At 74.0% G+C, this 22698-nt stretch carries 22 protein-coding genes; 11 read left to right on the top strand and 11 right to left on the bottom strand.

All coding sequences use genetic code 11. From position 1 onward, the window contains the following. The first annotated feature begins 65 nt into the window (after positions 1–65). The 6 genes from ACQP0T_RS11230 (at position 66) to ACQP0T_RS11205 (ending at position 4704) form a co-directional block, all read left to right on the top strand. On the top strand, positions 66–368 hold the full coding sequence (locus tag ACQP0T_RS11230; RefSeq protein WP_345364279.1) for an urease subunit gamma: 303 nt from the start codon (positions 66–68) through the stop codon (positions 366–368). Between the two features lie 74 nt (positions 369–442). After that, a complete protein-coding gene (locus tag ACQP0T_RS11225; protein ID WP_345364277.1) occupies positions 443–787 on the top strand; it encodes an urease subunit beta in 345 nt (114 codons plus the stop codon). Continuing rightward, positions 780–2489 (top strand): urease subunit alpha, encoded by a 1710-nt coding sequence (locus ACQP0T_RS11220; protein WP_433872759.1) that lies wholly within the window; start codon positions 780–782, stop codon positions 2487–2489. Before ACQP0T_RS11225 ends, ACQP0T_RS11220 begins: the two co-directional genes overlap by 8 nt. Before the next feature lie 21 nt (positions 2490–2510). Beyond that, positions 2511–3215, top strand: coding sequence for an urease accessory protein UreF (locus tag ACQP0T_RS11215; protein WP_433872757.1), 705 nt, complete (start codon positions 2511–2513; stop codon positions 3213–3215). Then, positions 3205–3861 (top strand): urease accessory protein UreG, encoded by a 657-nt coding sequence (gene ureG, locus ACQP0T_RS11210; protein ID WP_433872755.1) that lies wholly within the window; start codon positions 3205–3207, stop codon positions 3859–3861. Before ACQP0T_RS11215 ends, ureG begins: the two co-directional genes overlap by 11 nt. A gap of 12 nt (positions 3862–3873) precedes the next feature. Then, positions 3874–4704: an urease accessory protein UreD gene (locus ACQP0T_RS11205; RefSeq protein WP_433872753.1), complete on the top strand. Its 831-nt coding sequence runs from the start codon at positions 3874–3876 to the stop codon at positions 4702–4704. 6 nt (positions 4705–4710) lie between these two features. On the opposite strand, the gene ACQP0T_RS11200 is transcribed toward ACQP0T_RS11205, so the two are convergent. The 7 genes from ACQP0T_RS11200 to manD all read right to left on the bottom strand — a co-directional run bounded on the left by ACQP0T_RS11200 (position 4711) and on the right by manD (position 11231). Then, positions 4711–5190, bottom strand: coding sequence for a hypothetical protein (locus ACQP0T_RS11200; protein ID WP_433872752.1), 480 nt, complete (start codon positions 5188–5190; stop codon positions 4711–4713). A 181-nt stretch (positions 5191–5371) separates the two neighbouring features. Further along, the gene (gene ykgO, locus ACQP0T_RS11195) at positions 5372–5494 is read right to left on the bottom strand and encodes a type B 50S ribosomal protein L36 (protein ID WP_433872750.1); all 123 of its coding nucleotides are present in this window, start codon (positions 5492–5494) and stop codon (positions 5372–5374) included. A 48-nt stretch (positions 5495–5542) separates the two neighbouring features. Next, positions 5543–5707: a 50S ribosomal protein L33 gene (rpmG, locus tag ACQP0T_RS11190; RefSeq protein ID WP_433872748.1), complete on the bottom strand. Its 165-nt coding sequence runs from the start codon at positions 5705–5707 to the stop codon at positions 5543–5545. Positions 5708–6117: 410 nt separating this feature from the next. Continuing rightward, positions 6118–7149: an L-idonate 5-dehydrogenase gene (locus ACQP0T_RS11185; protein WP_433872746.1), complete on the bottom strand. Its 1032-nt coding sequence runs from the start codon at positions 7147–7149 to the stop codon at positions 6118–6120. Further along, a complete protein-coding gene (locus ACQP0T_RS11180; RefSeq protein ID WP_433872745.1) occupies positions 7146–8510 on the bottom strand; it encodes an MFS transporter in 1365 nt (454 codons plus the stop codon). Before ACQP0T_RS11180 ends, ACQP0T_RS11185 begins: the two co-directional genes overlap by 4 nt. A gap of 55 nt (positions 8511–8565) precedes the next feature. Beyond that, a complete protein-coding gene (locus ACQP0T_RS11175) occupies positions 8566–10029 on the bottom strand; it encodes a mannitol dehydrogenase family protein (protein ID WP_433872744.1) in 1464 nt (487 codons plus the stop codon). Further along, positions 10026–11231 (bottom strand): D-mannonate dehydratase ManD, encoded by a 1206-nt coding sequence (gene manD / locus ACQP0T_RS11170; RefSeq protein ID WP_433872742.1) that lies wholly within the window; start codon positions 11229–11231, stop codon positions 10026–10028. The genes ACQP0T_RS11175 and manD overlap by 4 nt, the downstream gene beginning before the upstream one ends. A 137-nt stretch (positions 11232–11368) precedes the next feature. Between manD and ACQP0T_RS11165 the strand changes: the two genes are divergently transcribed. After that, complete coding sequence (locus tag ACQP0T_RS11165) at positions 11369–12082, top strand: GntR family transcriptional regulator (protein WP_433872741.1); 714 nt, start codon at positions 11369–11371, stop codon at positions 12080–12082. A gap of 199 nt (positions 12083–12281) precedes the next feature. Next, positions 12282–14801 carry a LamG-like jellyroll fold domain-containing protein gene (locus ACQP0T_RS11160; protein ID WP_433872740.1) on the top strand — a complete coding sequence of 840 codons (2520 nt, stop codon included), beginning with the start codon at positions 12282–12284 and terminating at the stop codon, positions 14799–14801. Positions 14802–14882: 81 nt separating this feature from the next. Here ACQP0T_RS11160 and ACQP0T_RS11155 read toward each other — a convergent pair whose 3' ends face one another. After that, positions 14883–16505 carry an ATP-binding cassette domain-containing protein gene (locus ACQP0T_RS11155; protein ID WP_433872738.1) on the bottom strand — a complete coding sequence of 541 codons (1623 nt, stop codon included), beginning with the start codon at positions 16503–16505 and terminating at the stop codon, positions 14883–14885. Between the two features lie 327 nt (positions 16506–16832). On the opposite strand from ACQP0T_RS11155, the gene ACQP0T_RS11150 reads away from it, so the two are divergent. The 3 genes from ACQP0T_RS11150 (at position 16833) to ACQP0T_RS11140 (ending at position 19993) form a co-directional block, all read left to right on the top strand. Then, entirely contained in the window at positions 16833–17744 is a 912-nt protein-coding gene (locus tag ACQP0T_RS11150) for an AurF N-oxygenase family protein (RefSeq protein ID WP_345363680.1), read from the top strand. Next, complete coding sequence (locus tag ACQP0T_RS11145) at positions 17744–19252, top strand: FAD-dependent oxidoreductase (protein ID WP_433872737.1); 1509 nt, start codon at positions 17744–17746, stop codon at positions 19250–19252. The genes ACQP0T_RS11150 and ACQP0T_RS11145 overlap by 1 nt, the downstream gene beginning before the upstream one ends. 111 nt (positions 19253–19363) lie before the next feature. Continuing rightward, a complete protein-coding gene (locus tag ACQP0T_RS11140; protein ID WP_433872735.1) occupies positions 19364–19993 on the top strand; it encodes a nuclear transport factor 2 family protein in 630 nt (209 codons plus the stop codon). Here the strand turns inward: ACQP0T_RS11140 and ACQP0T_RS11135 are convergent. From ACQP0T_RS11135 to ACQP0T_RS11125, 3 genes are all read right to left on the bottom strand, one after another. Continuing rightward, positions 19938–20396, bottom strand: a complete 459-nt coding sequence (locus ACQP0T_RS11135) for a DUF1801 domain-containing protein (protein WP_433872734.1) — start codon at positions 20394–20396, stop codon at positions 19938–19940. The two genes, ACQP0T_RS11140 and ACQP0T_RS11135, sit on opposite strands and share 56 nt — an antisense overlap. 223 nt (positions 20397–20619) lie before the next feature. After that, complete coding sequence (locus ACQP0T_RS11130) at positions 20620–21855, bottom strand: kynureninase (RefSeq protein WP_433872733.1); 1236 nt, start codon at positions 21853–21855, stop codon at positions 20620–20622. 68 nt (positions 21856–21923) lie between these two features. Beyond that, positions 21924–22487 (bottom strand): TetR/AcrR family transcriptional regulator, encoded by a 564-nt coding sequence (locus tag ACQP0T_RS11125; RefSeq protein ID WP_433872732.1) that lies wholly within the window; start codon positions 22485–22487, stop codon positions 21924–21926. Between the last annotated feature and the right edge of the window lie 211 nt (positions 22488–22698).

Genomic DNA, 22698 nt, shown 5'->3' with positions numbered 1-22698 from the left:
GTTCGCTGCGACGGTGGCCGCACCGGACCGGTCCGGTCCCGGCGGCGGGTGTTGTGGAGGTGGCGATGCTGCTGAGCCTGCAGGAGCGGGAACGCTTGATGGTCTACACCGCGGCCAAGCTGGCGCTCGAACGCCGGGACCGCGGCGTGCGGCTGAACCTGCCCGAGGCCACCGCGGTGATCACGTCCTTCCTGCTGGAGGGGGCGCGTGACGGGATGGGGAAGGTCGACCTCCAGGAAGCGGCTCGGGGTGTCCTGGGCCGCGACGAGGTGATGGCCGGGGTCGCCGAGATGCTGCCCCAGGTCCAAGTGGAAGCGACCTTCCCCGATGGCACGAAGCTGCTCGCCGTGGAGGAGCCGATCCAATGATCCAGGAACGACCTCGAGCGGGCACCGGCAAGGAAGCCGCTCCCGGCACCGGCAAGGGCGCGAACACCGGACTGGTGCAGCCCGGCGCCGAGTCGAGCGAGTCGGCCGGGGCCCCGGGGCAGATCCGCTACGCCGAGGAACCGGTGCGGATCAACGAAGGCCGCCCCGTGCGGTCGCTGCGCGTGGTCAACACCGCGGACCGCCCGGTCAGCGTGGGATCGCACTACCACTTCGCCGAGGTGAACCCGGCGCTGGAGTTCGACCGGGAGGCCGCGTGGGGGCACCGGCTGAACATGCTGGCCGGTGGCATGGTGCGGTTCGACCCGGGCGCGACGGTGGAGGTGGAGCTGGTCCCCTTCGTCGGGCGGCGGATCGTGCGCGGTCTGCGCGGCGAGGCCGGAGGTGCCCTCGATGGCTGAGGTCGAACGCCGGGAGTACGTGGCATCGCTGGGTCCGACGACCGGTGACCGGCTGCGGCTGGCCGACACCGACCTGTTCGTCGAAGTGGAGGAGGACCGCTGCGTCGGCGGCGACGAAACGGTCTTCGGCGGCGGCAAGTCCGGGCGCGAATCCCAGGGCCAGTCCCACGCCACCCGCGCCGAGGGGACGCCGGACCTGGTGATCGGCGGCGTCGTGGTGCTGGACCACTGGGGCGTGGTCAAGGCCGACGTCGGCGTCCGGGACGGGCGCATCGTGGCCGTCGGCAAGTCCGGCAACCCGGACATCATGGACGGCGTGCACCCGGACCTGGTCGTCGGCCCGGCCACCGAGATGGTCAACGGCAGCGGTCTCATCATGACCGCGGGGACGGTGGACACGCACGTGCACTTCGTCTCCCCCGACATGTCGGTGGTGGCGCTGGAATCCGGGACGACGACCGTGGTCGGCGGCGGGACCGGCCCGACCGACGGATCCAAGGCGGCGTTGGCGACCCCGGCCGGGTGGTGGATGCGGCGCATGCTGGAGGGATTCGACCCGTGGCCGCTGAACGTGCTGTTCCTGGGGCGGGGCAGCACGGTGTCCGAGGAGGCGCTGTGGGAGCAGCTGCGCTCCGGGATGGCCGGGTTCAAGTGCCACGAGGACTGGGGCGCCACCCCGACCACGATCGACGCCGCGCTCACCGTCGCCGACGCCGCCGGGGTCCAGGTCGCCATCCACAGCGACACCCTCAACGAGGCGGGCTTCGTCGAGGACCTCCTGCGCACCGTGGCCGGGCGCAACTTCCACGCCTTCCACACCGAGGGCGCCGGTGGCGGCCACGCGCCGGACATCATCCGGATCGCCGCGGAACCGCACGTGCTGCCCTCCTCCACGACGCCGACCAGGCCGTTCACCGTCAACACCGCCGACGAGCAGCTCGACATCTGCCTGATCGCCCACCACCTTAACCCGCGGGTGCCCGCGGAGCTGGCCTTCGCCGAGAGCAGGGTGCGCGCCTCCACGATGGCCGCCGAGGACGTCCTGCAGGACATGGGGGCGATCTCGGCGATGTCCTCGGACGCGCAGGCGATGGGGCGGCTCGGCGAGGTGGTGCGGCGCACCTGGCAGACCGCGCACGTGATGAAGCGGCGGTTCGGCTCGCTGCCGGGCGACGTCCGGGCCGACAACAACCGCGCGCGCCGCTACGTCGCCAAGTACACCATCGTGCCCGCGGTCATCCACGGGCTCGAACGCGAGGTGGGTTCCATCGAACCGGGCAAGCTGGCCGACTTCGTGCTCTGGGAACCGGCCGTGTTCGGGATTCGGCCCACGGCGGTGTACAAGTCGGGCATGGCGGTCTCGGCGCTGCTCGGCGACCCCGGTGCCGCCGTGCCGACGCCGCAGCCGATGCTCCCGCGGCTGGGCTACAACGTGCACACCAGGGCGGCCGCGGCCACCAGCGTGGCCTTCGTCGCCCCGGCCGCGATCGAGGACGGGCTCGCCGACCGGCTCGACGTCGATCGGGAGCTGGTCCCGGTGCAGGACGTGCGCGGCCGCAGCAAGGCGGACCTGCCCGAGAACGACGCGACGCCGTCCATCGAGGTGGACCCGGACACGTTCACCGTGCGCATCGACGGCCAGGTCGTCGACCACGAGCCGGTGGACGAACTGCCGATGGCCCAGCGCTACCTCCTGTTCTGACCGGCTGGAAAGGACGCGCCCATGTCGACCGGTTCGCCAGGCAGCCCGGGCCTTTTCGCGCTGGTGCTGCTGGCCGACGGCCGCTTCCCCACCGGTGGCCACGCCCACTCGGGCGGGTTCGAAGCCGCAGCCGCCGCCGGTCGGGTGCACGACGTTCCCACGCTGGAGGCGTTCCTGCGGGGGCGCGCGGCCACTGCCGGGTGCACGTCGGCGGCGTTCACCGCCGCGACGTGCGCCGCCCTGGCACGCGGAACGGCCGACGAGTGCGACGGACTCGACGCCGAGCTGGACGCGCGCACCCCCGCACCGGCACTGCGCGCGGCCTCGCGGGCGCTGGGCCGCCAGCTGCTCCGCGCCGCCCGTGCGGTCCGCCCCGACGCCGCCCTGGACGCGCTCGCCGCGGCGTGGCCGCACGGCCCGCACCAACCGATCGCGCTCGGCGCGAGCGCCCGGGTTTTCGGACTCGGACCGCGCACCGCGGCCGTCGCCGCGCTGCACGAAGCGGTGACCGGGCCCGCCACCGCGGCGGTGCGCCTGCTGGGGCTCGACCCGTTCGCGGTGCACGCGGCGCTGGCCCGGCTCGGGCCGCTGCTGGAGGAACTGGCCGACGCCGCGGCCGGTTCGGCCCGCACCCCGCCGCGGGACCTGCCTGCGCTGAGCGCGCCCATGCTCGACATCTCCGCCGAGGACCACGCCACCTGGGAGGTGCGTCTCTTTGCGTCCTGACCACCACGAGCACACCGGCCCGCAGCCGACGTTGCCCCGCACCCCGGGGCAGCCCCTCCGGATCGGGCTGGGCGGACCGGTCGGCTCCGGCAAGACCGCCCTCGTCGCCGCGCTGTGCCGGGCCTTCGCCGATGACCTGCGGCTGGCGGTGGTGACCAACGACATCTACACCACCGAGGACGCCGATTTCCTGCTCCGCAACGGAGTTCTGCCCGCCCGGCGGGTCCGTGCGGTGGAGACCGGGTGCTGCCCGCACACCGCCATCCGCGACGACATCTCCGCGAACCTGGAGGCGATCGAGGACCTCGAACGCGAGCTGTCCCCGCTCGACCTGCTGCTGGTGGAAAGCGGTGGGGACAACCTGACCGCCACCTTCAGCCGCGGGCTGGTGCACCACCAGATCTTCGTCGTCGACGTGGCCGGCGGGGACAAGGTGCCGCGCAAGGGCGGGCCCGGCGTGAGCACCGCGGACCTGCTGGTCATCAACAAGACCGACCTGGCCGAGCAGGTGCGGGCCGACCTCTCGGTGATGGAGCGGGACGCGACCGCGGTGCGCGGCGAGCTCCCGGTGCGCTTCCTGTCGCTGGTCGACGACCCGGCGGCCGCGGAGATCACCGCCTGGGTGCGCACCCGGCTGGCCGCCTGAGGGCACCGGACCGTGCGCGCCCGTGCCCGGCTCGGCACCGAACACGACGCCTCGTCCGGCGGACGGGGGCGCACCCGCGTGCGGACCCTGCGGTCGGAGTGGCCGCTGATGCTGCGCACCACCGCGCCGCTGCGCCGGGACGTGATCAGCGCGTGGGCGTCCCGGGGCGCGGACCCGGCCCGGCTGCACCTCGCCGCCGCGGCGGCCGGTCCGGTGGGCGGGGACGCGCTGCACCTGGAGGTCGTCGTGGGGCCGGGCAGCGCGCTCCTCCTCGGCGAGGTTTCCCCGACCCTGCTGCTGCCGGGTCCGCGGGGCGAGCGGTCGAGCATCCGGGTGGACGTCCGGGTGGGCGCGGGCGCCACCCTCGCCTGGCTGCCGCAGCTGGTGATCGCGGCGCGGGGTTGCTCGCACCGCACCGAGGTCCACGTCCACCTGGACCCCGAAGCGCGCCTGCTGCTGCGGGAGGAGGTGCTGCTCGGTCGGCACGGCGAAGCGCCGGGCGCGCTGGCGCAGCGGCTCCGGGTCACCGTCGGCGACCGGCCCCTGCACGACCAGGAACTCGTCCTGGGCACGCCGTCCTCCGGGTGGAGCGGTCCCGCCGTCGCGGCCGACCACCCGTGCCTCGGCTCGCTGCTGCTGGTCGACCCCGCCCTCCCCGAAGGCCCCCGCATCGCAGGAAACGCGGCCGCGACGATGCCGCTGGCCGGGCGGGGGTGCCTGGTGACCGCGCTCGCCCCGGACACCTCCGGCCTGCGCGATCAGCTCGACGCGGCCTGCGCCGACCTGATCGGCGACGAGCAGCCGCAGCCCGTCCCAGCCGCCCCGGCGAGAGCCGCGCGCTGACCGCGCTCACCAGAGGTGGAGGGTCCAGGCCAGGGAACCGAGCACCGCCACGCCGGCGCACAGCCCCGCGGCACCGGCGAGCCGCGCCACGCCGAGGCGCCGCAGGAGGGTGCGGACGAGGACCCCGCACGCGAGCGCGGAGTGGAGGGCGAAGAAGACGCCCGAATGCGCCGCGGTCCCGAGGCCGAGCGCGCCGCCGCGCTGGAGCAGGTAGGCGACACCGCCGAGGGCCACGACCACCAGGCTCGTCCCCAGGACGGGGCGCAGCGAGTCCGGCAGAGCGCGGCCGGGCAGCTCCGGGTCCGGGCGCCGGAGTCCGCCCGATCGCACCAGCACGACCACGCCGACGACCACCACGACCGCACCCACGAGCAGCGAGAGCACCTCGCCCACGTCCAGCCAGGGCGAGGCGTGGGGCGGGCAGTCGATCCGCTCGCGGGAGCCGTCCGGGTGCACCACGGTGCAGCGCCGGGCCAGGTCCTCCATCGGGCGACTCCTCGCGGTGCGGCCGAGCGCGATCGCCGCGCCGTCCGGCGATCCTAGCCGCGCGGAGATGATCCGCCCGGTTCCGGCAGCGCAGCCGCCCCGCAGCGCGAGACGTCCGCCATCGCGTCGGCACCGGCGGGCGCGGGCAGCGCCCCGGGCCCGCGGGGCGCTGCCCGTCGTCTCAACCCTGCCGGGCCTTGTAGCGCGGGTTCTTCTTGTTGATGGCGAAGACCTTGCCGTGCCGTCGGACGACCTGGGCGCCGGGCTTGTCCTTCAGCGACCGCAGCGACTTCCGCACCTTCATCGTCGTCCTCCTCGTCGTCGGCGAGCGCCCGTCGGCGCCCGCTCCGGTTCAGCGCTCCTCGCGGAACTCCACGTGTCTGCGCACCACCGGGTCGTACTTCCGCAACCGGAGCCGGTCCGGATCGTTGCGGCGGTTCTTGCGGGTCACGTAGGTGAATCCGGTGCCCGCGGTGGAGCGGAGCTTGATCACCGGGCGCGCGTCGGTGGCGGCCATCAGGGGGCCACCGCCCGCGCGCCCGGGCGCACCCGGGAACCTCGGTCCCCGACCACTTGGCGTACGACTCCCATGCGCTCCTCCTGAAAACGACATTCGTTTTCATTAAGCTTAGACGTGGGAGCCGGCGCGGCGCAAGGGAGGGATCGCACTCCGGCCTGGAAGGGCCGCGACCGCCCCAGCGGGGCAGCGGCGTCCAACACCCGAGGTCCCGGGTCACGCCGACCGGTGCCCGGAAGGCCAGCCGCCGTCGGCGAGCAGCACCTCGTACCCGGTGCCGGAGCCCTCGCCGGGGCTTCCAGCGGTGCGGATCACCGGGCCTGGGCGAACGGCTCCGCCACCGCGGACGAACCGCACTCCGCACCATTCCCGCGCGGCGGAACCCGTCCCCCTCGACGTACCGCCCGGAGTCAGGGCCGCGAGCCGTCCAGCCGGAGCAGGACCTTGCCGCTGGCGGGATCGGCGGCGACCGCGAGGGCCTCGGCCGCATCGCCGAGGGCGAAGGTGTGCGTGATGAGCGGATCGACGTCCAGCCCGTCGCGCAGCGCGGCGAGCGCGTCGGTGATCTCGTCGACGAAGCGGTAGGAACCGAGCCAGGTGATCTCGCGGGTCACCAGGTCGCCGAGCGCGGCGGGCGCCGGGGCGCCCGGCAGGTTGCCGACCTGGACCAGCGTCCCGCCGCGCGCCGTCGCCCGCAGCACCGGTCCGAGCGCGCCGGGTGCTCCAGATGCCTCGAAGACCAGCTCGACGTCCTGGGGCAGGGGCTCGCCCGCGCCGAGCCGCCGCACCTCGTCGGCGCCGAGCCGCTCGGCGATCCGCAGCGCCGGATCCGCCGGGTCGGCGGCGATCACCCGCGCCGCCCCCCGGTGCTTGGCCGCGGCCACGACCAGCGCACCGATCGGCCCGGTCCCGTTGACCAGCACCGTCCGGCCGGACACGTCCCCGGCGCGGTGCACCGCGTGCAGGGCCACCGCCAGCGGCTCCGCCAGGGCGCCCCGCCTGGTCGACACGCCGTCGGGCAACGGCCGGAGCTGGTCGGCGCGCACCGCGCGGAGCTCACTGAAGCCGCCGTCGGTGTGCGGGTCGAACGCCGCCGATCCGTAGTAGCGGACCCGCGCGTGCAGGTTGGTCCGCCCGGCCAGCCGCTCGGGCAGCGGCTCCGGGCCGACCGGCTCGGCCGGGTGGACGGTGACCGGCCTGCCGACCTCGATCCCGGTGACACCCGGTCCGAGAGCCGCGACGCGTCCCGCGACCTCGTGGCCGAGCACCAGCGGGTGCCGGAGCGCGGCCGTGCCGGAGCTGCCGTGCCGCCAGTAGGCCACGTCGGACCCGCAGATCCCGCCCCACTCCATCGCGACCATCACTTCGCCTTCCCCGGCCACGGGGTCGGGTCGGTGGTCGACGCGGACATCACCGGGGCCGTGCGCGACTGCGGCTCTCATGCGGCGTCCTCCAACCGGACCAGGTCACGACCGCGGGTCTCCGGCGCGAAGTAGGCCGAGACGAACGTGATCAGCGAGTAGGCGATGAGCATCGCCGCGATGGGCCACCAGTGCCCGGTCACGGCGGTGAACGTGGCGGCCAGCACCGGGCCGATGGCGGTGGCGAGGGTGCCGCCGATCTCCTTGGCCACGGCGAGCTGGGTCAGGCGCGTCCGGGCGCCGAACAGCTCCGCCATCGCGGCGCTCTCCACCGAGAACAGGCCGAGCACCCCGATGTTGAGGCCGAGGACCAGCGCCGCGCTGAGGGCCACCGGGTGCCCGGTGCCGATGACGGCCATCATCGGCACCGCGATCACGACCGTCAACGCGGTCAGCGCCAGGTACACCGGACGGCGGCCGAACCGGTCCCCGAGCACGCCCACCGCGGGCACCACGGCGAACCCGAGGACCGAACCCCAGACCAGCGCGCTGGTCGGCACCGCCTCCGCCACGGCGAGGTTGGTGGCGATGTAGCCGACGAGGAAGGTCTGGATCAGCCCGGAGTTGCCCGCCTGCCCGAAACGCAGGCCCAGCGCCAGCAGGAAGGCCTTGCCCTTGCGCTGCCGCAGCCCCGCTTCCAGCCCGCTCCCCGCGGTCGCCGCGACCTCGGCCCGCGCCACCGCGACCCCGTCGACGACGTCGGCCCGCTCCTCGAACACCGGGCTCTCCTTGAGGTGCGCGCGCATCCACACGGCGAGCAGCAGCAGGGCGAAGCTCAGCAGGAACGGCAGCCGCCAGCCCCAGCTCAGCAGTTGCTCCTCGGACAGCACCGCCAGCAGCACCGCCCACAGCCCGGAGGCGGCGAGCGTGCCGGAGTTGGTGCCCAGGGCCACCAGCGAGGCGATGAGCCCGCGCCGCCTCGCCGGTGCGTACTCGACGAGCATCACGGTGGCGCCCGCGATCTCGGCACCGGCGCCGAAGCCCTGGACCAGGCGGAGCGCGACGAGCAGGACCGGCGCCGCGATCCCGATGGTCGCGTAGGTCGGCAGCACGCCGATCAGCGTGGTCGAGCCGCCCATCAGCAGGATGGTGAGGAACAGGACCTTCTTCCGGCCGATGCGGTCGCCCATCCGCCCGAAGTAGACGGCACCGGCGAGCCGCGCGACGTAGCCCACGCCGTAGGTGGCCATCGAGGCGATCAGCCCGATGGCGGGGCTGACGTCGGGGAAGAAGAGCTGGTTGAAGACGGTGGCGGCGGCCAGCGAGTACAGCTGGAAGTCCATGAATTCCATGGCCGTGCCGAGCCAGCCGGACGCGGCGGCGCGGCTCAAGTCCTTGGTCGTCCTGGTCCCGCCCGGCGCCGTCGGCGCGCTGTCGGTCATCGTGAGCCCCTTCGCCGCACGTGGTTGCCTGTTCTGCGACCTCGTGAACCCCTCGTCACAGGTCGATCCGCCCCGCGCGCACGTCCGGCATCCGCGCGGCGACCGAGCGCACCAGGTCACCGTCCTCGGCCAGGTCGGCGGCGCCGAGCGCGGTCAGCAGCCGGGCGACCACCTCCGCCGGTCCCGCCGCACCGTCCCAGCACTCCGCGAGCGCCGCCTGCGCCGGGTCCGCGGTGCCGAACGCCTGCCCACCGCGCTGCCCGGGCCGGGTCGCGTCGGCCCAGGCGCCGAGGGCGAGTTCGAGCACGGGCGCAGCGGTCCCGCGCGCCCGCAGTTCCCGCAGGCCGCCGAGCCACCGCTCCGGGACCTTCCGCGAACCGTCCGAACCGATCTGCTGGAGGCGGTGCGCGATCGCCGGGTTGCCGAACCGCGCGACCAGGTCCTCGACGTAGGCCGCGACGTCGAGCCCGGCGGGCAGGGTGGCGGCGACCTCGCCGGTGAACCGGCGCACGAGCCGCTCACCCCACTCCGCGCGCATCACCTCGGCCACCGTCGCGCACCCCGCCGCCAGCCCGAGGTAGGCCAGCGCCGAGTGCGCGCCGTTGAGCAGCCGCAGCTTCATCAGCTGGTGCGGGGCCACGTCCGTCACCAGCAGCGCCCCGTCGAGCTCCCACGGCGGCCGGTCCGCGGCGAAGGCGTCCTGGACGACCCACTGCCGGAACGGCTCGCCGAGCACCGCCGACCCGTCGCGCACCCCGAGCGCCCGCGACGCCCGGTCCCGGTCCTCGTCGGTGGTCGCGGGCACGATCCGGTCCACCACCGAGTCCGGGAACGCCACCGACTCCCGCAGCCAGTCGAGCAGCCGGTCCCGGTCCGGCCAGGCGGCGGATTCGGCGAACCCACGCACCACGGCCGCCAGCGCGGTGCCGTTGGCCGCGGCGTTGTCGCAGGAGACGACCGTGATCGGCGCGCCGCAGCGGCGGAACCGCGCGGCCAGGGACGCGGTCAGCCTGCCGACGACGGTGCGCATCGGCACCGGTTCCCGGCCGGCGGTGGCCGCCAGGTCGGCGGCGATCCCGGGATCGGCGGTATCGAGCGCTCCGGTCCCCGGAAGGCGGGAGTAGCCCTTCTCCGTCACGGTCAGGGTCACCGCGGTGACCTCGGGGCAGGACAGCAGCGCGTCGATGCGCTCGGCGTCCGGGCCCATCCGCAGGGCATCGACCACCGAGCCGACCACCCGGGTCCGGCCCGCGCCCGGCACCCGGTCGGTGACCGAGAACAGGCAGTCCTGGGCGCGGGCGTCCTCGATCGGCGCGCTGGAGCGCGGTCCGACGGCGACGATGCCCCAGGGCTCGCCCGAGCGGGCCGCGGCGGCCTCGGTGTAGACGGCCTGGTGCGCCCGGTGGAACGCACCCAGTCCGAAGTGGACGATGCGCGGGCGCAGCTCCGCGGGATCGACCAGCGGGCGGCAGGCTTCGGGAAGCGCGGGCAGGGCCGCGCGGTTCAGCGTCGGGTTCACCAGTCGTGCACCGATCCGTCCAGGCGCCGCGCCACCGGCAGCGAGCGCGGCTCGTAGGGGAAGCGCTCGGCCGCCTCGGCGTCGTACTCCACGCCGAGCCCCGGGGCTTCCGGCGGGTGCAGCATCCCGTCCTCGAAGCGCACCCCGCCGCGGAACACCTCCGCCGTCTCCGGCGCGTGCGGCATGTACTCCTGGATGCCGAAGTTCGGCACGGCCAGGTCCAGGTGCACGGCCGCCGCCAGGGTGACCGGGGACAGGTCGGTCGCGCCGTGCGATCCGGTGCGGACCTGGTGCAGGGCGGCGAGGTCGAAGATCCGGCGCAGGTGGGTGATGCCCCCGGCGTGCACGACGCTGGTCCGCACGTAGTCGACGAGCTGTTCGGTGATCAGGTGCCCGACGTCCCAGATCGAGCTCAGCGCCTCGCCCACGGCGATCGGCGTGGTGGTGTGCTGCCGGATCAGCCGGAACGACTCCTGGTTCTCGGCGGGAGTGGGGTCCTCCAGCCAGAACAGGCGGCAGTCCTCGACCCGCTTGCCCAACCGCGCGGCCTCGATCGGGGTGAGCCGGTGGTGGACGTCGTGCAGCAGGTGGAAGCCGAAGCCGAAGCGCTCCCGGACCGCCTCCAGGTAGGTCGGGGCGAAGTCCAGGTAGGCCTCGGTGGACCAGAGCTGCTCCTCGGGCACCGCGGCCGACGCCGGCTCGTAGATCGCGCCCTTGCGCACCCCGTAGCTGCCGGACCCCGGCACGGCGGCCTGGGCCCGGATCGCCCGGTAACCGGCCTCGCGGAAGCGGGCGACGTCGTCGAGCAGCGCAGGCACGTCGGTGCCGCTGGCGTGCGAGTACACCAGCACGCCGTCCCGGGAACGACCGCCGAGGAGCTGGTAGACGGGCAGGCCCGCGACCTTGCCCTTGATGTCCCACAGCGCGGTGTCCACGGCCGCGATCGCCGTCATCGTGACCGGCCCGCGCCGCCAGTACGCACCCCGGTACAGGTACTGCCAGGTGTCCTCGATGCGTGCGGGGTCCCGGCCGACGAGCTGCGGCGCGACGTGGTCGCGCAGGTAGGCGGCCACCGCGAGCTCGCGGCCGTTGAGGGTGGCGTCCCCGAGGCCGGTCACCCCGTCCGAGGTGGTCACGCGCAGCGTGACGAAGTTCCGGCCCGGGGAGGCGACGAACACCTCGGCCCGCTCGATCGTGCTCACGGCGATCCGCTCCTTCGAGGACGTTGCTGGCGTACCAGTGCTGGTATACAAGCAGTCCTCGAGGAGTGCGTCAAGGGTTGGCCGGTCCGGCGCCTCGGGTGACCTCGGCGCCGGGAGCAAGCCGTAAGGTGGGGCCCGTGGCGGAGGGGGCGAAGCGACGCATCGGCAGGCGGGCCATCTACGAGGCGCTGCGCCGCAAGGTGCTGACCCTGGAGCTGCCGCCCGGGACGGCGCTGTCGGAGAACGAGCTCGCCGCGTCCCTCGGCGTGAGCCGCACCCCGGTGCGCGAGAGCCTCGTGCTGCTGGCCGAAGAGGACCTGGTCCAGGTGTTCCCGCAGATCGGCACGTTCGTGTCCCGGGTCGACCCGCAGCGCGTGGCCGACGCGCAGTTCCTGCGCGAGGCGGTCGAGCTGGCGGCACTGGAGGACCTGCACCGCGATCGCGACCCCGAGGTCCTCGCCGCCCTGGAGGAGAACCAGGCCCGGCAGCGCGAACCCGGGATCGACCTCGAGGAGTTCTTCGCGCTCGACGAGGAGTTCCACCGCCTGCTGCTGCGGCTGTCCGGCCACGAGAGCGCGTGGCCGACCGTCGTGTCGGCCAAGGGCCACCTCGACCGCGCCCGCCGCCTCGGGCTCTACGAGGCCGCCTCCCCCGGGACGTTCGTCGAGCAGCACGCCGAGATCCTGCACGCGGTGCGGGACCACGACGTCCCGCGCGCCCGCGCCACCATGCGCGGGCACCTGCGCGAGGTCTTCGCCGACATCGAGCGCATCCGGGCCCGCAGCCCGGAGCTGTTCGCCTCCAACGACGCGGGCGCCCCGGTACGGCGCAACGTCGTCGTGTGGGAGTGACCCGGCGAACACAACAGAACAACACCACGCAGATCACGCCCGAATCGGGCGGACTTGTACGGCAATAGTGTTGACTTGTGAGCGTCTGCGTTGACACTTGTTGGCTGCTCCGCGTTCAATACGACCGCACCGCGCCAGCGAGGCGCCGCGTCCGGCGTTGTGGCGTCGGCGCGGTCCCCCCGGAGAAGGGTGTCCGACAATGGTGTCACCAGCCTCGACGACTCGACCGCGGACGACGCGGAAGCTCCTGAGCGCCCTCGCGATCACCACGGCGGCCCTGCTCACCGCCGCGGCGACACCGGTCGCCGCGGCGCAGGAACCCGTCTGGCGGATGGGCGAGCCACCCCTGACCACGCCGTGGACCGCGCAGGTCTCCCCGGACAACGCGCTGCCGGAGTACCCGCGCCCGCAGCTCACCCGCGAGAAGTGGCAGAACCTCAACGGCACGTGGGAATTCGCCGCCGCCGAAGCCGGTGAGGCCCCGCCCTTCGGGCGGAGCCTGGGCGAGCGGGTCCTGGTCCCCTACCCCATCGAATCGGCGCTGTCCGGGATCCAGCGGCACGAGGACCGGATGTGGTACCGGCGCACGTTCACCGTGCCACCGGACTGGCGGATCCACCACGGCCGCGCGCTGAAGCTCCACTTCGGGGCCGTGGACTACGACGCCGTGGTGTGGGTCAACGGGAAGCGGGTGGCCACCCACCGCGGCGGCTACGGCGCGTTCTCCGCCGACATCACCGACGCCCTGCGGCCGCGCGGCGAGCAGGAGATCGTGGTGGGCGTCGAGGACCGCACCGACGCGACCTGGCAGCCGGTGGGCAAGCAGCGCCTGGTCCCCGACCGCGGCATCTTCTACGAGGGCGCGTCCGGCATCTGGCAGACGGTCTGGATGGAACCGGTGCCGACGGCCCACGTCGTCGAGCTCGACATGGTGCCCGACATCGACACCTCCACGCTCGGCATGACGGTGCGCACCGGCGGGAACGCCGCGGGGCTGCGCGCGGAGGTGGTCGTCCGGGACGGCCGGCGGGTGGTCGGGCGCGCAGTGGGCGCCGCCGACCGGCCGATGGAGGTCCCGGTCCCGAACGCCAAGCTGTGGTCGCCGGAATCGCCGTTCCTCTACGACATCGACGTGGTGCTGCGCGACCGCGGCCGTCCGGTCGACCGGGTGTCCTCCTACGTCGGGATGCGCGAGATCGGCACGGCGACCGGCGCGGACGGCAAGCTCCGGATGACCCTCAACGGGGAGATCCTGTTCCACATGTCCACGTTGGACCAGGGCTACTGGCCGGACGGCATCTACACCGCTCCCACCGACGAGGCCCTGCGGTTCGACCTGGAGCAGCACAAGCGGCTCGGCTTCAACACCGTGCGCAAGCACATCAAGACCGAACCCGACCGGTGGTACTACCACGCCGACCGGCTCGGCCTGCTGGTCTGGCAGGACATGCCGTCGATGCGCACCGGCGCGGGCCGGCCGCCGGTCGAGGCGCAGCGGCAGTTCGAGGCCGAACTGCACGAACTGGTCGAGGAGAAGAAGGACTGGACCTCGATCATCGGCTGGGTCCCGTTCAACGAGGGGTGGGGCGAGTGGTCCCGCGAGGCCACCGGCCGCATCGCCGACGAGATCGCCCGGCAGGACCCGACCCGGCTGGTCAACGCGCACAGCGGCGTGAACTGCTGCGATTCGCTCGGTGATTCCGGGAAGGGCGACGTCATCGACTGGCACCAGTACGTCGGACCGGCTGCTCCCCAGCCGGAGGGCGACCGGGTCTCCATGGACGGCGAGCACGGCGGGTTCGGCCTGGAGGTCGAGGGCCACATGTGGTTCGGCGAGGGCCACGCCTACGAGATGACGCCGGACAAGGCGACCCTCACCCGCCGCTACGTGGAGAACCAGCGCGACGTGCTCACCGCGGCGCAGCGGTGCGGCATCAGCGGCGCCGTCTACACCCAGATCACCGACGTGGAGCACGAGGTCAACGGCTTCTTCACCTACGACCGGCGGGTCGAGAAGATGGACTTCGCCCGGGTCCGGGCGATCAACGAGGAGATCGTGCGCACCGCCGACGGCCGCACCGCACCGCCCGCCCCGGACCCCGGGACCCCCGGGCTGGGCGGCGTGCACCGGTACGAGTTCGAGGGCACCGGCCCGACGGCGGTGGATTCCGCCGGTTCGGCCGACGCCGCGCTGACCAACGCCGAGCGGGTGCCCGGGGTCCAGGGCGGCGGGCTGTCCTTCCGCGGCGACGGGCAGGCCGACACCGGTGCCGCGTTGATCGACACGGCGGGCAGCTACTCCGTCTCGGCCTGGGTCCGGCTGGACGAGGCGGCCGGGGGCTTCCAGACCGTCGTCAGCCAGGACTCCGGTTCCCACAGCGCGTTCTTCCTGCAGTACTCGGGCGCCGACCAGCGGTGGGCGATGAGCTTCGCCGGGTTGCGCGCGCTGTCCCCGGACAAGCCCGAGCCGGGCCGCTGGTACCACCTGACCGGGGTGCGCGACGCGGCCTCCGGCACCCTCTCGCTGTTCGTGGACGGTCAGCGGGTCGCCCAGCAGAGCGCCTGCCTCGCCGGGGAGTCCAGCGGCAGCACGGTGATCGGGCGCGGCCAGTACGGCGGTCAGCCGGTCGACTTCCTGCGCGGCGACGTGGACGACGTCCGGATCTTCGACCGGGCGCTGTCCGACGAGGAGGTCGCCGCCGTGGCCGCGCGCGGCTGACCGCGGCGGCGGAGGGCACCCGGTGCCCTCCGCCACGCGTCGCCCGGGCTCAGCCCGTCCCGCACCTGCCCGGTGCCCGGCTCACGCCGCGGCCCCGGGCAGGCGCAACCGCTGCCAGCCCGCGGTGTCCCGCAGCAGTTGCCGGTCGTGGGTGGCGAGCACGACCGCGGCACCGGTCGCCCGGAGCGCCTCGGTCAGCTCGTCCACCAAGGACATCGACAGGTGGTTGGTGGGTTCGTCGAGCAGCACCGCGTGCGGTCGGCCCGCCAGCACGATGGCCAGGTCGAGCCTGCGCTGCTGGCCGACCGAGAGCTCCGCCACCGGCCGCCCGGTCGAGGGCAGCAGGCCGAGCTGCGACAACGGCACCCGCTCGTCCTCGGCGAGGCGACCGGCGCTCACCCACCGCTGGACGGCCTGCTCGTAGGCGGCGTGCGCGCTGCGCCGGGCCGACGCGGCCGATTCCTGCCCGAGCCACCCGATGCGCGCGGCCCGGTTGCGCCGCACCTCGCCGGAGGTCGGCTCCACCGCACCGGCCAGCACCGCGAGCAGCGTGGACTTGCCCGCCCCGTTCGGCCCGGTCACCACGAGCCGGTCGCCAGAGCTCACCGCGACCGACACCGGCTCGGGCAGCCGACCGGCCACCGCCACCTGATCGGCGCGCACCAGGGTCGCGCCGCGCAGCTCCGGCAGCTCGGGCATCCGGAACCGCTGCGGCGGCTTCGGCACGTCCACCGCGTGCTGCTCCAGTGCCTCCCGCTTGCGGTGCACGGCCTGCACGAGCCCGGGCGCGCGGGTGGCCCGGGTGTGCTTGCCGGTGCCCTTCGGCGGCCGCCAACCGGTCGACAGCCGGTTCTGCGCCGCCGAGAGGTCCTCCGCGAGCCGCCGGTGCTCGGCCTGCTGGTCGGCGTGCTCGCGCTCCCAGCGCTCGCGCTCGGCGCGGTGGCCGTCGACGTAACCGGCGTACCCGCCGCCGTGGACGCGCGGCCGCCCGTCGCTGGTCGGGTCCAGGTCGAGCACCGTGGTGGCGAAGTCGGACAGCAGCGCGCGGTCGTGGCTGACCAGCACGACGCCCCCGGGGTGCTCCCGCAGCGCCGCGGTGAGGTGTTCCAGCCCGGCGATGTCGAGGTGGTTCGTCGGCTCGTCGAGCAGCAGCAGGTCGTGCCGCGCCCCGAGCAGGCAGGCCAACCGGACCCGGTAGCGCTGCCCGACCGACAGCGCGGCCAGCTCGCGGTCCCGGTCGTCGACCGCGCCGAGCGCCGCGAGCGAGACGTCGACGCGGCGGTCGGCGTCCCAGACGTCGCGCGCTTCCGCGGCCGCCAGCGCCTCCGCGTAGGCCTCGTCGGCACCGGGACGCCCTTCGACGAGCGCCTCGGTGGCGGTGTCCAGTTCGCGGAGGACGGCGCGGACGCCGGCGAGCTCCACGTCGATGAGGTCGCCGACCGTGCCGTCCGGCGGGATCTCCTGGTCGGCGACGCCGAGGCTGCCCGCCCGGCGGATCTCGCCGGAGTCCGGCCGGAGCCGACCGGCCAGCACGTGCAGCAGCGTGGTCTTGCCCCGTCCGTTCTCGCCCACGACGGCGAGCCGGTCACCGGCCGAGACGGTGAGGTCCACCCCGGTGAGCACGGGATTTCCACCCCGGGCGAGGTGCACGTCGGAGGCGGCGAGATGGGCCCGCGAACGCGCGCGGGCAGCAGTGGTGGTCATGTTCTTCCTCGAGCATGAGTCGTCGCGCGCACGCCGGGAACGGCGGCGCGGCGAAGGTGCGTTGGACGCGGCCCCGCTCAGCGCTGACCGGGCTTGAGCCCGTGCGCCGAGCGCTCTGCGCTCAGAGGAAGAAGTAGTGCATGCCGACGAGCGTAGGCGGCGCGATCGCGGTCACGCAACGTGTTTTCCGGCGGCCCACACCCGGGAGTGAAGTGTGACGTGCGCCACTTTCCCTTGGATGGCGACGATCAGCGGGGTACCCAGTTACTGCTACTTCAAGTAACAGTTACTCCTCGTCCGGAACAGCCGTCACCGCAGGGAGCTCCCATGACCGGCACCGCGAACCACACGGCCTCGTCGCAGTCCGGCCGCCACGACGTCGCGGACCGACTGCTGCGCTCCTCGGAAGTCCTGTCCTACGACCCGGCGCGGGAAGTGGACTGGGACACCCCGCTGGACACCAGCTACCACGGCACCAGCCCCGAGTGGAGCACGCTGTACGGGACCGCCTACTGGCGCGAGATGACCCCGGAGCAGCAGCGCGAGCTCACCCGGCAGGAAGCCGCCTCCGTCGCCAGCACCGGCATCTGGTTCGAGATGATCCTGCAGCAGATGATGCTCCGGGACTTCTACGCCAAGGACCCGACGAACCCCGACTTCCAGTGGGCGCTGACCGAGATCGCCGACGAATGCCGGCACTCCATCATGTTCGCCCGCGGGGCGGCCAAGCTGAACGCGCCCGCCTACCGGCCCAAGCGCCTGGCCGTGGAGCTCGGCCGCGTGTTCAAGACGGTCGCCACCGGGGAAGCCGCCTACGCCGCGATCCTGGTGGCCGAAGAGGTCCTCGACGTGATGCAGCGCGACTGGATGCGCGACGAGCGCGTCGTGCCGTTCGTGCGGACCGTGAACAACATCCACGTGGTCGAGGAGTCGCGGCACATGAAGTTCGCCCGCGAGGAGACCAAGGCCCGGCTGGAGGGATCGGGGCGGCTGCGCCGCGAGCTCAACGCCGTGGTCGTCGCCACCGCCGCCCACGTCATCGTCACCAGCATGGTCAGCGACCAAGTGTACGCCAGGGCCGGGCTGGACCCGAAGCGCGCGATCCGCGAGGCGAAGGCCAACGAGCACCACAAGTCCATGCTGCGGTCGAGCTGCTCCGGGCTGATGGAGTTCCTCGGTTCCGCGGGCCTGCTCACCGCCCCGGCGCAGCGGATCTACCAGCGCGCGAACCTGATCTGATGGCCTTCGCGATCACCCAGACCTGCTGCAACGACGCGTCCTGCGTCGCGGTCTGCCCGGTCAACTGCATCCACCCGACGCCGGACGAACCGGACTTCGGCACGACCGACATGCTGCACATCGACCCGGCGGCCTGCATCGACTGCGGCGCCTGCGCCGACGCGTGCCCGGTCGACGCGGTCTTCCCGGTGGAGTCGCTGACCGCACCGCTCAAGGCCTATGCCGACCTCAACGCCGCCTACTACGCCGACCGCGACCCCGCCCCGCACGACCGCGACCCGGCGCCGAACTTCCACACCTGGGCCCCACCGGTGTACGACCGCGTGCTGCCCAGCGACTTCCCGGAGCTGGACGTCGCCGTCGTCGGCACCGGTCCCGCGGGCATGTACGCCGTCCAGGACCTGCTGCTGCACACCAGCGCCCGGGTGACGCTGCTCGACCGGCTGCGCACCCCCGGCGGGCTCGTGCGCTACGGCGTCGCCCCCGACCACCCGTCGACCAAGAAGATCGGCGAGGCGTTCCGCCGCTTCCACGACCACCACCGGCTCCGGCTGCGGCTCGGCGTCGAGGTCGGTGCCGACGTCTCGGCCGCGGAGCTGGCCGAGCGGCACGACGCGGTGATCTACGCGGTCGGGGCCTGCGCACCGCGCCGCCTGGGCCTGCCCGGGGAGGACCTGCCCGGCAGCATCCCCGCCACCGACGTCGTGGCCTGGTACAACGGACACCCGGACGCACCCGCCGACGGCATCGTCCTGTCCGCCGAGCGCGCGGTCGTGGTGGGCAACGGCAACGTCGCGCTTGACGTCGCCCGGATCCTCACCGCCGATCCCGAGGACCTGAGCGGCACCTCGATCGCCCCCGCCGCGCTGGACGCGCTGCGCTCCAGCCGGGTGCGCGAGGTCGTCGTCCTCGGCCGGCGCGGTCCGGAGGCCGCTGCCTGCACGGCACCCGAACTGCGCGCGCTCGCCCACCGCACCGAGCTCGTCCTCGACGACCACGACCCGCGCATCGCGGAGGCCCTCGACGCCGCGACCGACGAGAAGGCCCGGCTCCTGCGCGAGCTCCCCCGCGAGGGCGTCGACTGGACCGCGCCTCCTGGGACCCGCCGCATCGTCCTGCGCTTCCACTCCGCACCGCGGGCGTTCCTCGGCGACGGCGCGGTGCGGGGACTGCGGGTCTCCGGCGGCGCCGGCGAGGTGGACATCGGCACCGGCCGGGTGATCACCGCCGTCGGCTACCGCGGCACCGCGCTGCCCGGACTGCCGTTCGACGAAACCGGCGGCACCGTCCCGAACGAGGGCGGACGCGTGCTGGACCGGCCCGGCACCTACGTCGTCGGCTGGATCAAGCGCGGCCCCTCGGGCGGGATCGGCAGCAACCGGGCGTGCGCGCGGGAGACCGTCGACGCCCTGCTCGACGACGTCGTCCGCGGGCGGCTGGTCCCGCGCCGCGGCGGGCGGGCCGCCGCCGCGCTCCGGCGCCTGCGCGGCAAGGCCCTGCCCGACTGACCGGCGGGCGTCCAGCCGGAGCCGGGCGATCCCGCGGATCAGGAGTTCCGCATCCGGGCGACATCGGGCACGGTGGCACCGAGGCGATGGCGACCCGGACGGAGGGCTGCGATGGAGACCGGGACAACAGCGCACGCGGGGGCCGAGGCGGTCGTGTCGGCGTTCTCCCGGGGGTGGCGGGAACCGCACCCGCACGCCTGGGACGACGTCCTCGCCGAGGACATCAGGCTGGTCCAGCCGCTGCTGCGCGACCGGGTGGGCAAGCAGGCGCTGGCCGAGGAGTACGGCCGGTTGCTGGCCCTCGTCCCCGACCTCCGGGGCGAAGTGACCGGGTGGTCGGCGACCGGGAGCACGGTGCGCGTCGCACTGCGGCTCACCGGCACCCTCGGTCGGCTGCCGCTGGTGCTCGACGTCGTCGACCAGCTCGGACTGGACGACCGCGGGCTGATCCGCTCGCGGCGCGCCCGGTTCGACCCGCTGCCCGCCGTGGCCCTGCTCGCCCGGCAACCGCGCGCGTGGCGGGCGTGGTGGCGCTCCGGCGTCGGTCCGCTGCTCGGACGGCGACGACTGCTCCCGCACGACCCCGAGCACGCCGGGAGGACGCCGGTCGTCGCCGTCGGCGGGTTGCTGCTCGCCGCCTCGGCGTGGGCGCTCTCCCGGCACGGCCGACCGGCTCGGCGGGGGGTCAGCTCACGGCCTTCCGGACGAGCGCGGCGAGGGATTCCTGGGCCTGCTCGCTGAGCTCGGTCACGGCGTAGGAGGTCGGCCAAAGACCGCTGCCGTCGTCGAGACCGGCTTCGGGGGTGAACCCGAAGGTCGAGTAGCGCTCCTTGTCGTCGTGGCCGCTGCGGAAGAAGCACACGACCTTCCCCTTCCGGGCGTAGGCGGGCTGGCCGTACCACAGCTTCGGCGACAGCTCCGGGGCGTTGGCGGTGACGATGGCGTGGACCCGTTCGGCCACCGCGCGGTCGGGGCCTTCCATCCGCTCGATCTTCGACAGCACGTCGGCTTCGTCGGCTGCCGCCTTGCCGCCCCGGCCGCGGACCTTCTTCAGCTCGGCGGCGCGCTCTTTCATGGCCGCGCGTTCCTGCTCGGAGAACCCGCCCGCGTTCGTCGTGGCGGCCTCGTCGGGCGTGGAGCTCATCGCTGCTTCCCCTCCTGGTGGTGATCGCTGGTCGCGACGGTAGTCGCGGCGAGCACCCCGGGCTTCTCGAATCCTGATCGATCAGCTCGCCGCGATCGACGCCCTGGACACGGGCGTGCGCGGCGGTCCGGAACCCGAGGAGATCACCTTGGAGTCCTTCGGCCTGGAGATCCCGGAAGCCTGAGCGGCCGTCCCCCGCGAACCGGGGTGATCGCGGTCGGGCTCACCGGGCCGACTCCTCGGCCAGCGCCGCCATGCCGGACAGCACCTCGGCGAACGACGTCGACAGCGGTGCGGGACCGATCCGGATGCCGTCCGGCGTCCGGAAGTCCGGGAGCACCCCGCGCTCCCAGAGCCGGTCGGTGACCTCGCGGAAGTCCGCCCGGCGCAGCGTCAGGTGGCCGCCGCGCCGCTCCGGGGCGCGCGGGGAGGCGACCACCACCCCGCGCGGGCCGAGCCACTCGTCGGCGAGGCGCAGCGCGAACCCGGTGAGCAGCACCGACTTCGCCCGCACCGCGTCGATCCCTACCTCGTCGAGCAGGTCGAGCCCGGCCAGCAGCGGGATCATGGCCAGGACCGGCGGGGTGCCGGACAGCAGCGCGCGGACGTCCGGCGCCGCCTCGTGGCCGGGCCCCATGGCGAACGGGTCGCGGTGCCCGAACCAGCCCTGCACCGGCTGCCGCAGCGCGGCCTGGTGCCGCGCCGCGAGGTAGCCGAAAGCCGGGGCGCCGGGGCCGCCGTTGAGGTACTTGTACGAGCAGCCGACGGCGAGGTCGGCGCCCCACTCGTCCAGCGCGACCGGCACCGACCCGACCGAGTGGGACACGTCCCACAGGACCGGTGCGCCCGCGTCGTGGGCGATCCGGGTGATGGCCGGGCCGTCGGCGAGGTGCCCGGAGCGGTAGGCGACGTGCGAGAGCACCACCAGCGCGGTCGCCGGGCCCACCTCGGCGGCCACCTGCTCCGAGGTGACCCCGGCGGCCGGGTCGGGGTCGATCCAGCGCAGCGCGGCGCCGCGCTCCGCGGCGATCCCCTCCAGCACGTAGCGGTCGGTCGGGAAGTTCTCGGCGTCGAGCACGATCTCCCGGCGCCGCGGGTCGGCCGCCATCGCCGCGTCGACGGCGGCGCGGGCCAGCTTGTACAGCAGCACCGTCGTCGAGTCGGCGACGACGACCTGGCCCGGGGCGGCACCCAGCGCGGCCCGGCCGATCCGGTCGCCGACCTGGCGCGGCCAGTCGATCCAACCCTCGTCCCAGCCGCGGATGAGCCGCCCGCCCCACTCCTGGCCGACGAAGCGCCCGAGCCGCTCCCCCGCGGCGCGCAGCGGCCGGCCGAGCGAGTTGCCGTCGAGGTAGGCGACGACGCCGTCGGCGGGCAGGAAGCGGTCCCGGTACCGCCCCAGCGGGTCTTCGGCGTCCAGCCGCCGGGCCTGCTCCGCGAACCGCTCGAACTCCCGCACCGCGTCCTCCGCCCACCGCCCGGCACCCGTCGGCCGACAGGGTAGTGAGCGCGGCGCGACGGCGGTCGCTAGGCGGTGCGCATCCCCCGCCACACCAGGTCGGTGAGGCTCTCGGCCTGGCTCCGCCAGTCCCCCTCCGGGTCGAGGAAGAACAGACCGCACAAGCCCCGCTGGACCGTCTCCGCGTCCAGGTCGGCGCGGACCGCACCGGCCTCGACGTTGGCCCGCAGGAGCGCGTCGACCGCGCCCACCACGGACTCGTAGGCGTTCGCGGGCAGTTCCAGGTCCGAGGTCGTCGCGGCGCGCAGGGCGGTGGCCAGGCCCCGCTTGGTCATCATGTAGTGCGCCAGGTGGTCGGTCACCCAGACCCGGAAGGCCCGTTCCGGGCCGTGCTTGTCGAGCAGGTCCGGAACGACCTCGACGAGCTGCCGCACCTCGCGCTGGTACACCGCCAGGATCAGCGCTTCCGGGGTCGGGAAGTGCCGGTACACCGTGCCGACCCCCACGCCCGCCTGCTTCGCGATAGCGTTGAACGAGATCTTGCCCGACGAAGCCAGCGACCCGGCCGCCACCGCGAGGATGCTCTCGTGGTTGCGGCGGGTGTCCGCACGCCGGGAACTGACCGGCCCCATCGCCCCTCCCGGTTGTCCGCGTTCGAGCAAGGTGACGGTAGTCCACCACCCGGAGCAACCGCGCCCGGGCAGCGTGCTCCTTGCGGAGCGGATTGTAATCCGCTAGCTTCGGACCAAGAAGCGGATGAATATCCGGTTCGCTCCTGGACACGACGATCCCACCACACCCACCGCCAGACGTCCTGCCCGGACGACCCACGGGAAAGAGACG

Source organism: Saccharopolyspora sp. CA-218241, from assembly GCF_050954615.1.
In the GTDB taxonomy this organism is placed as follows: domain Bacteria; phylum Actinomycetota; class Actinomycetes; order Mycobacteriales; family Pseudonocardiaceae; genus Saccharopolyspora; species Saccharopolyspora cebuensis.
This window is presented reverse-complemented; position numbering and strand designations above follow the sequence as displayed.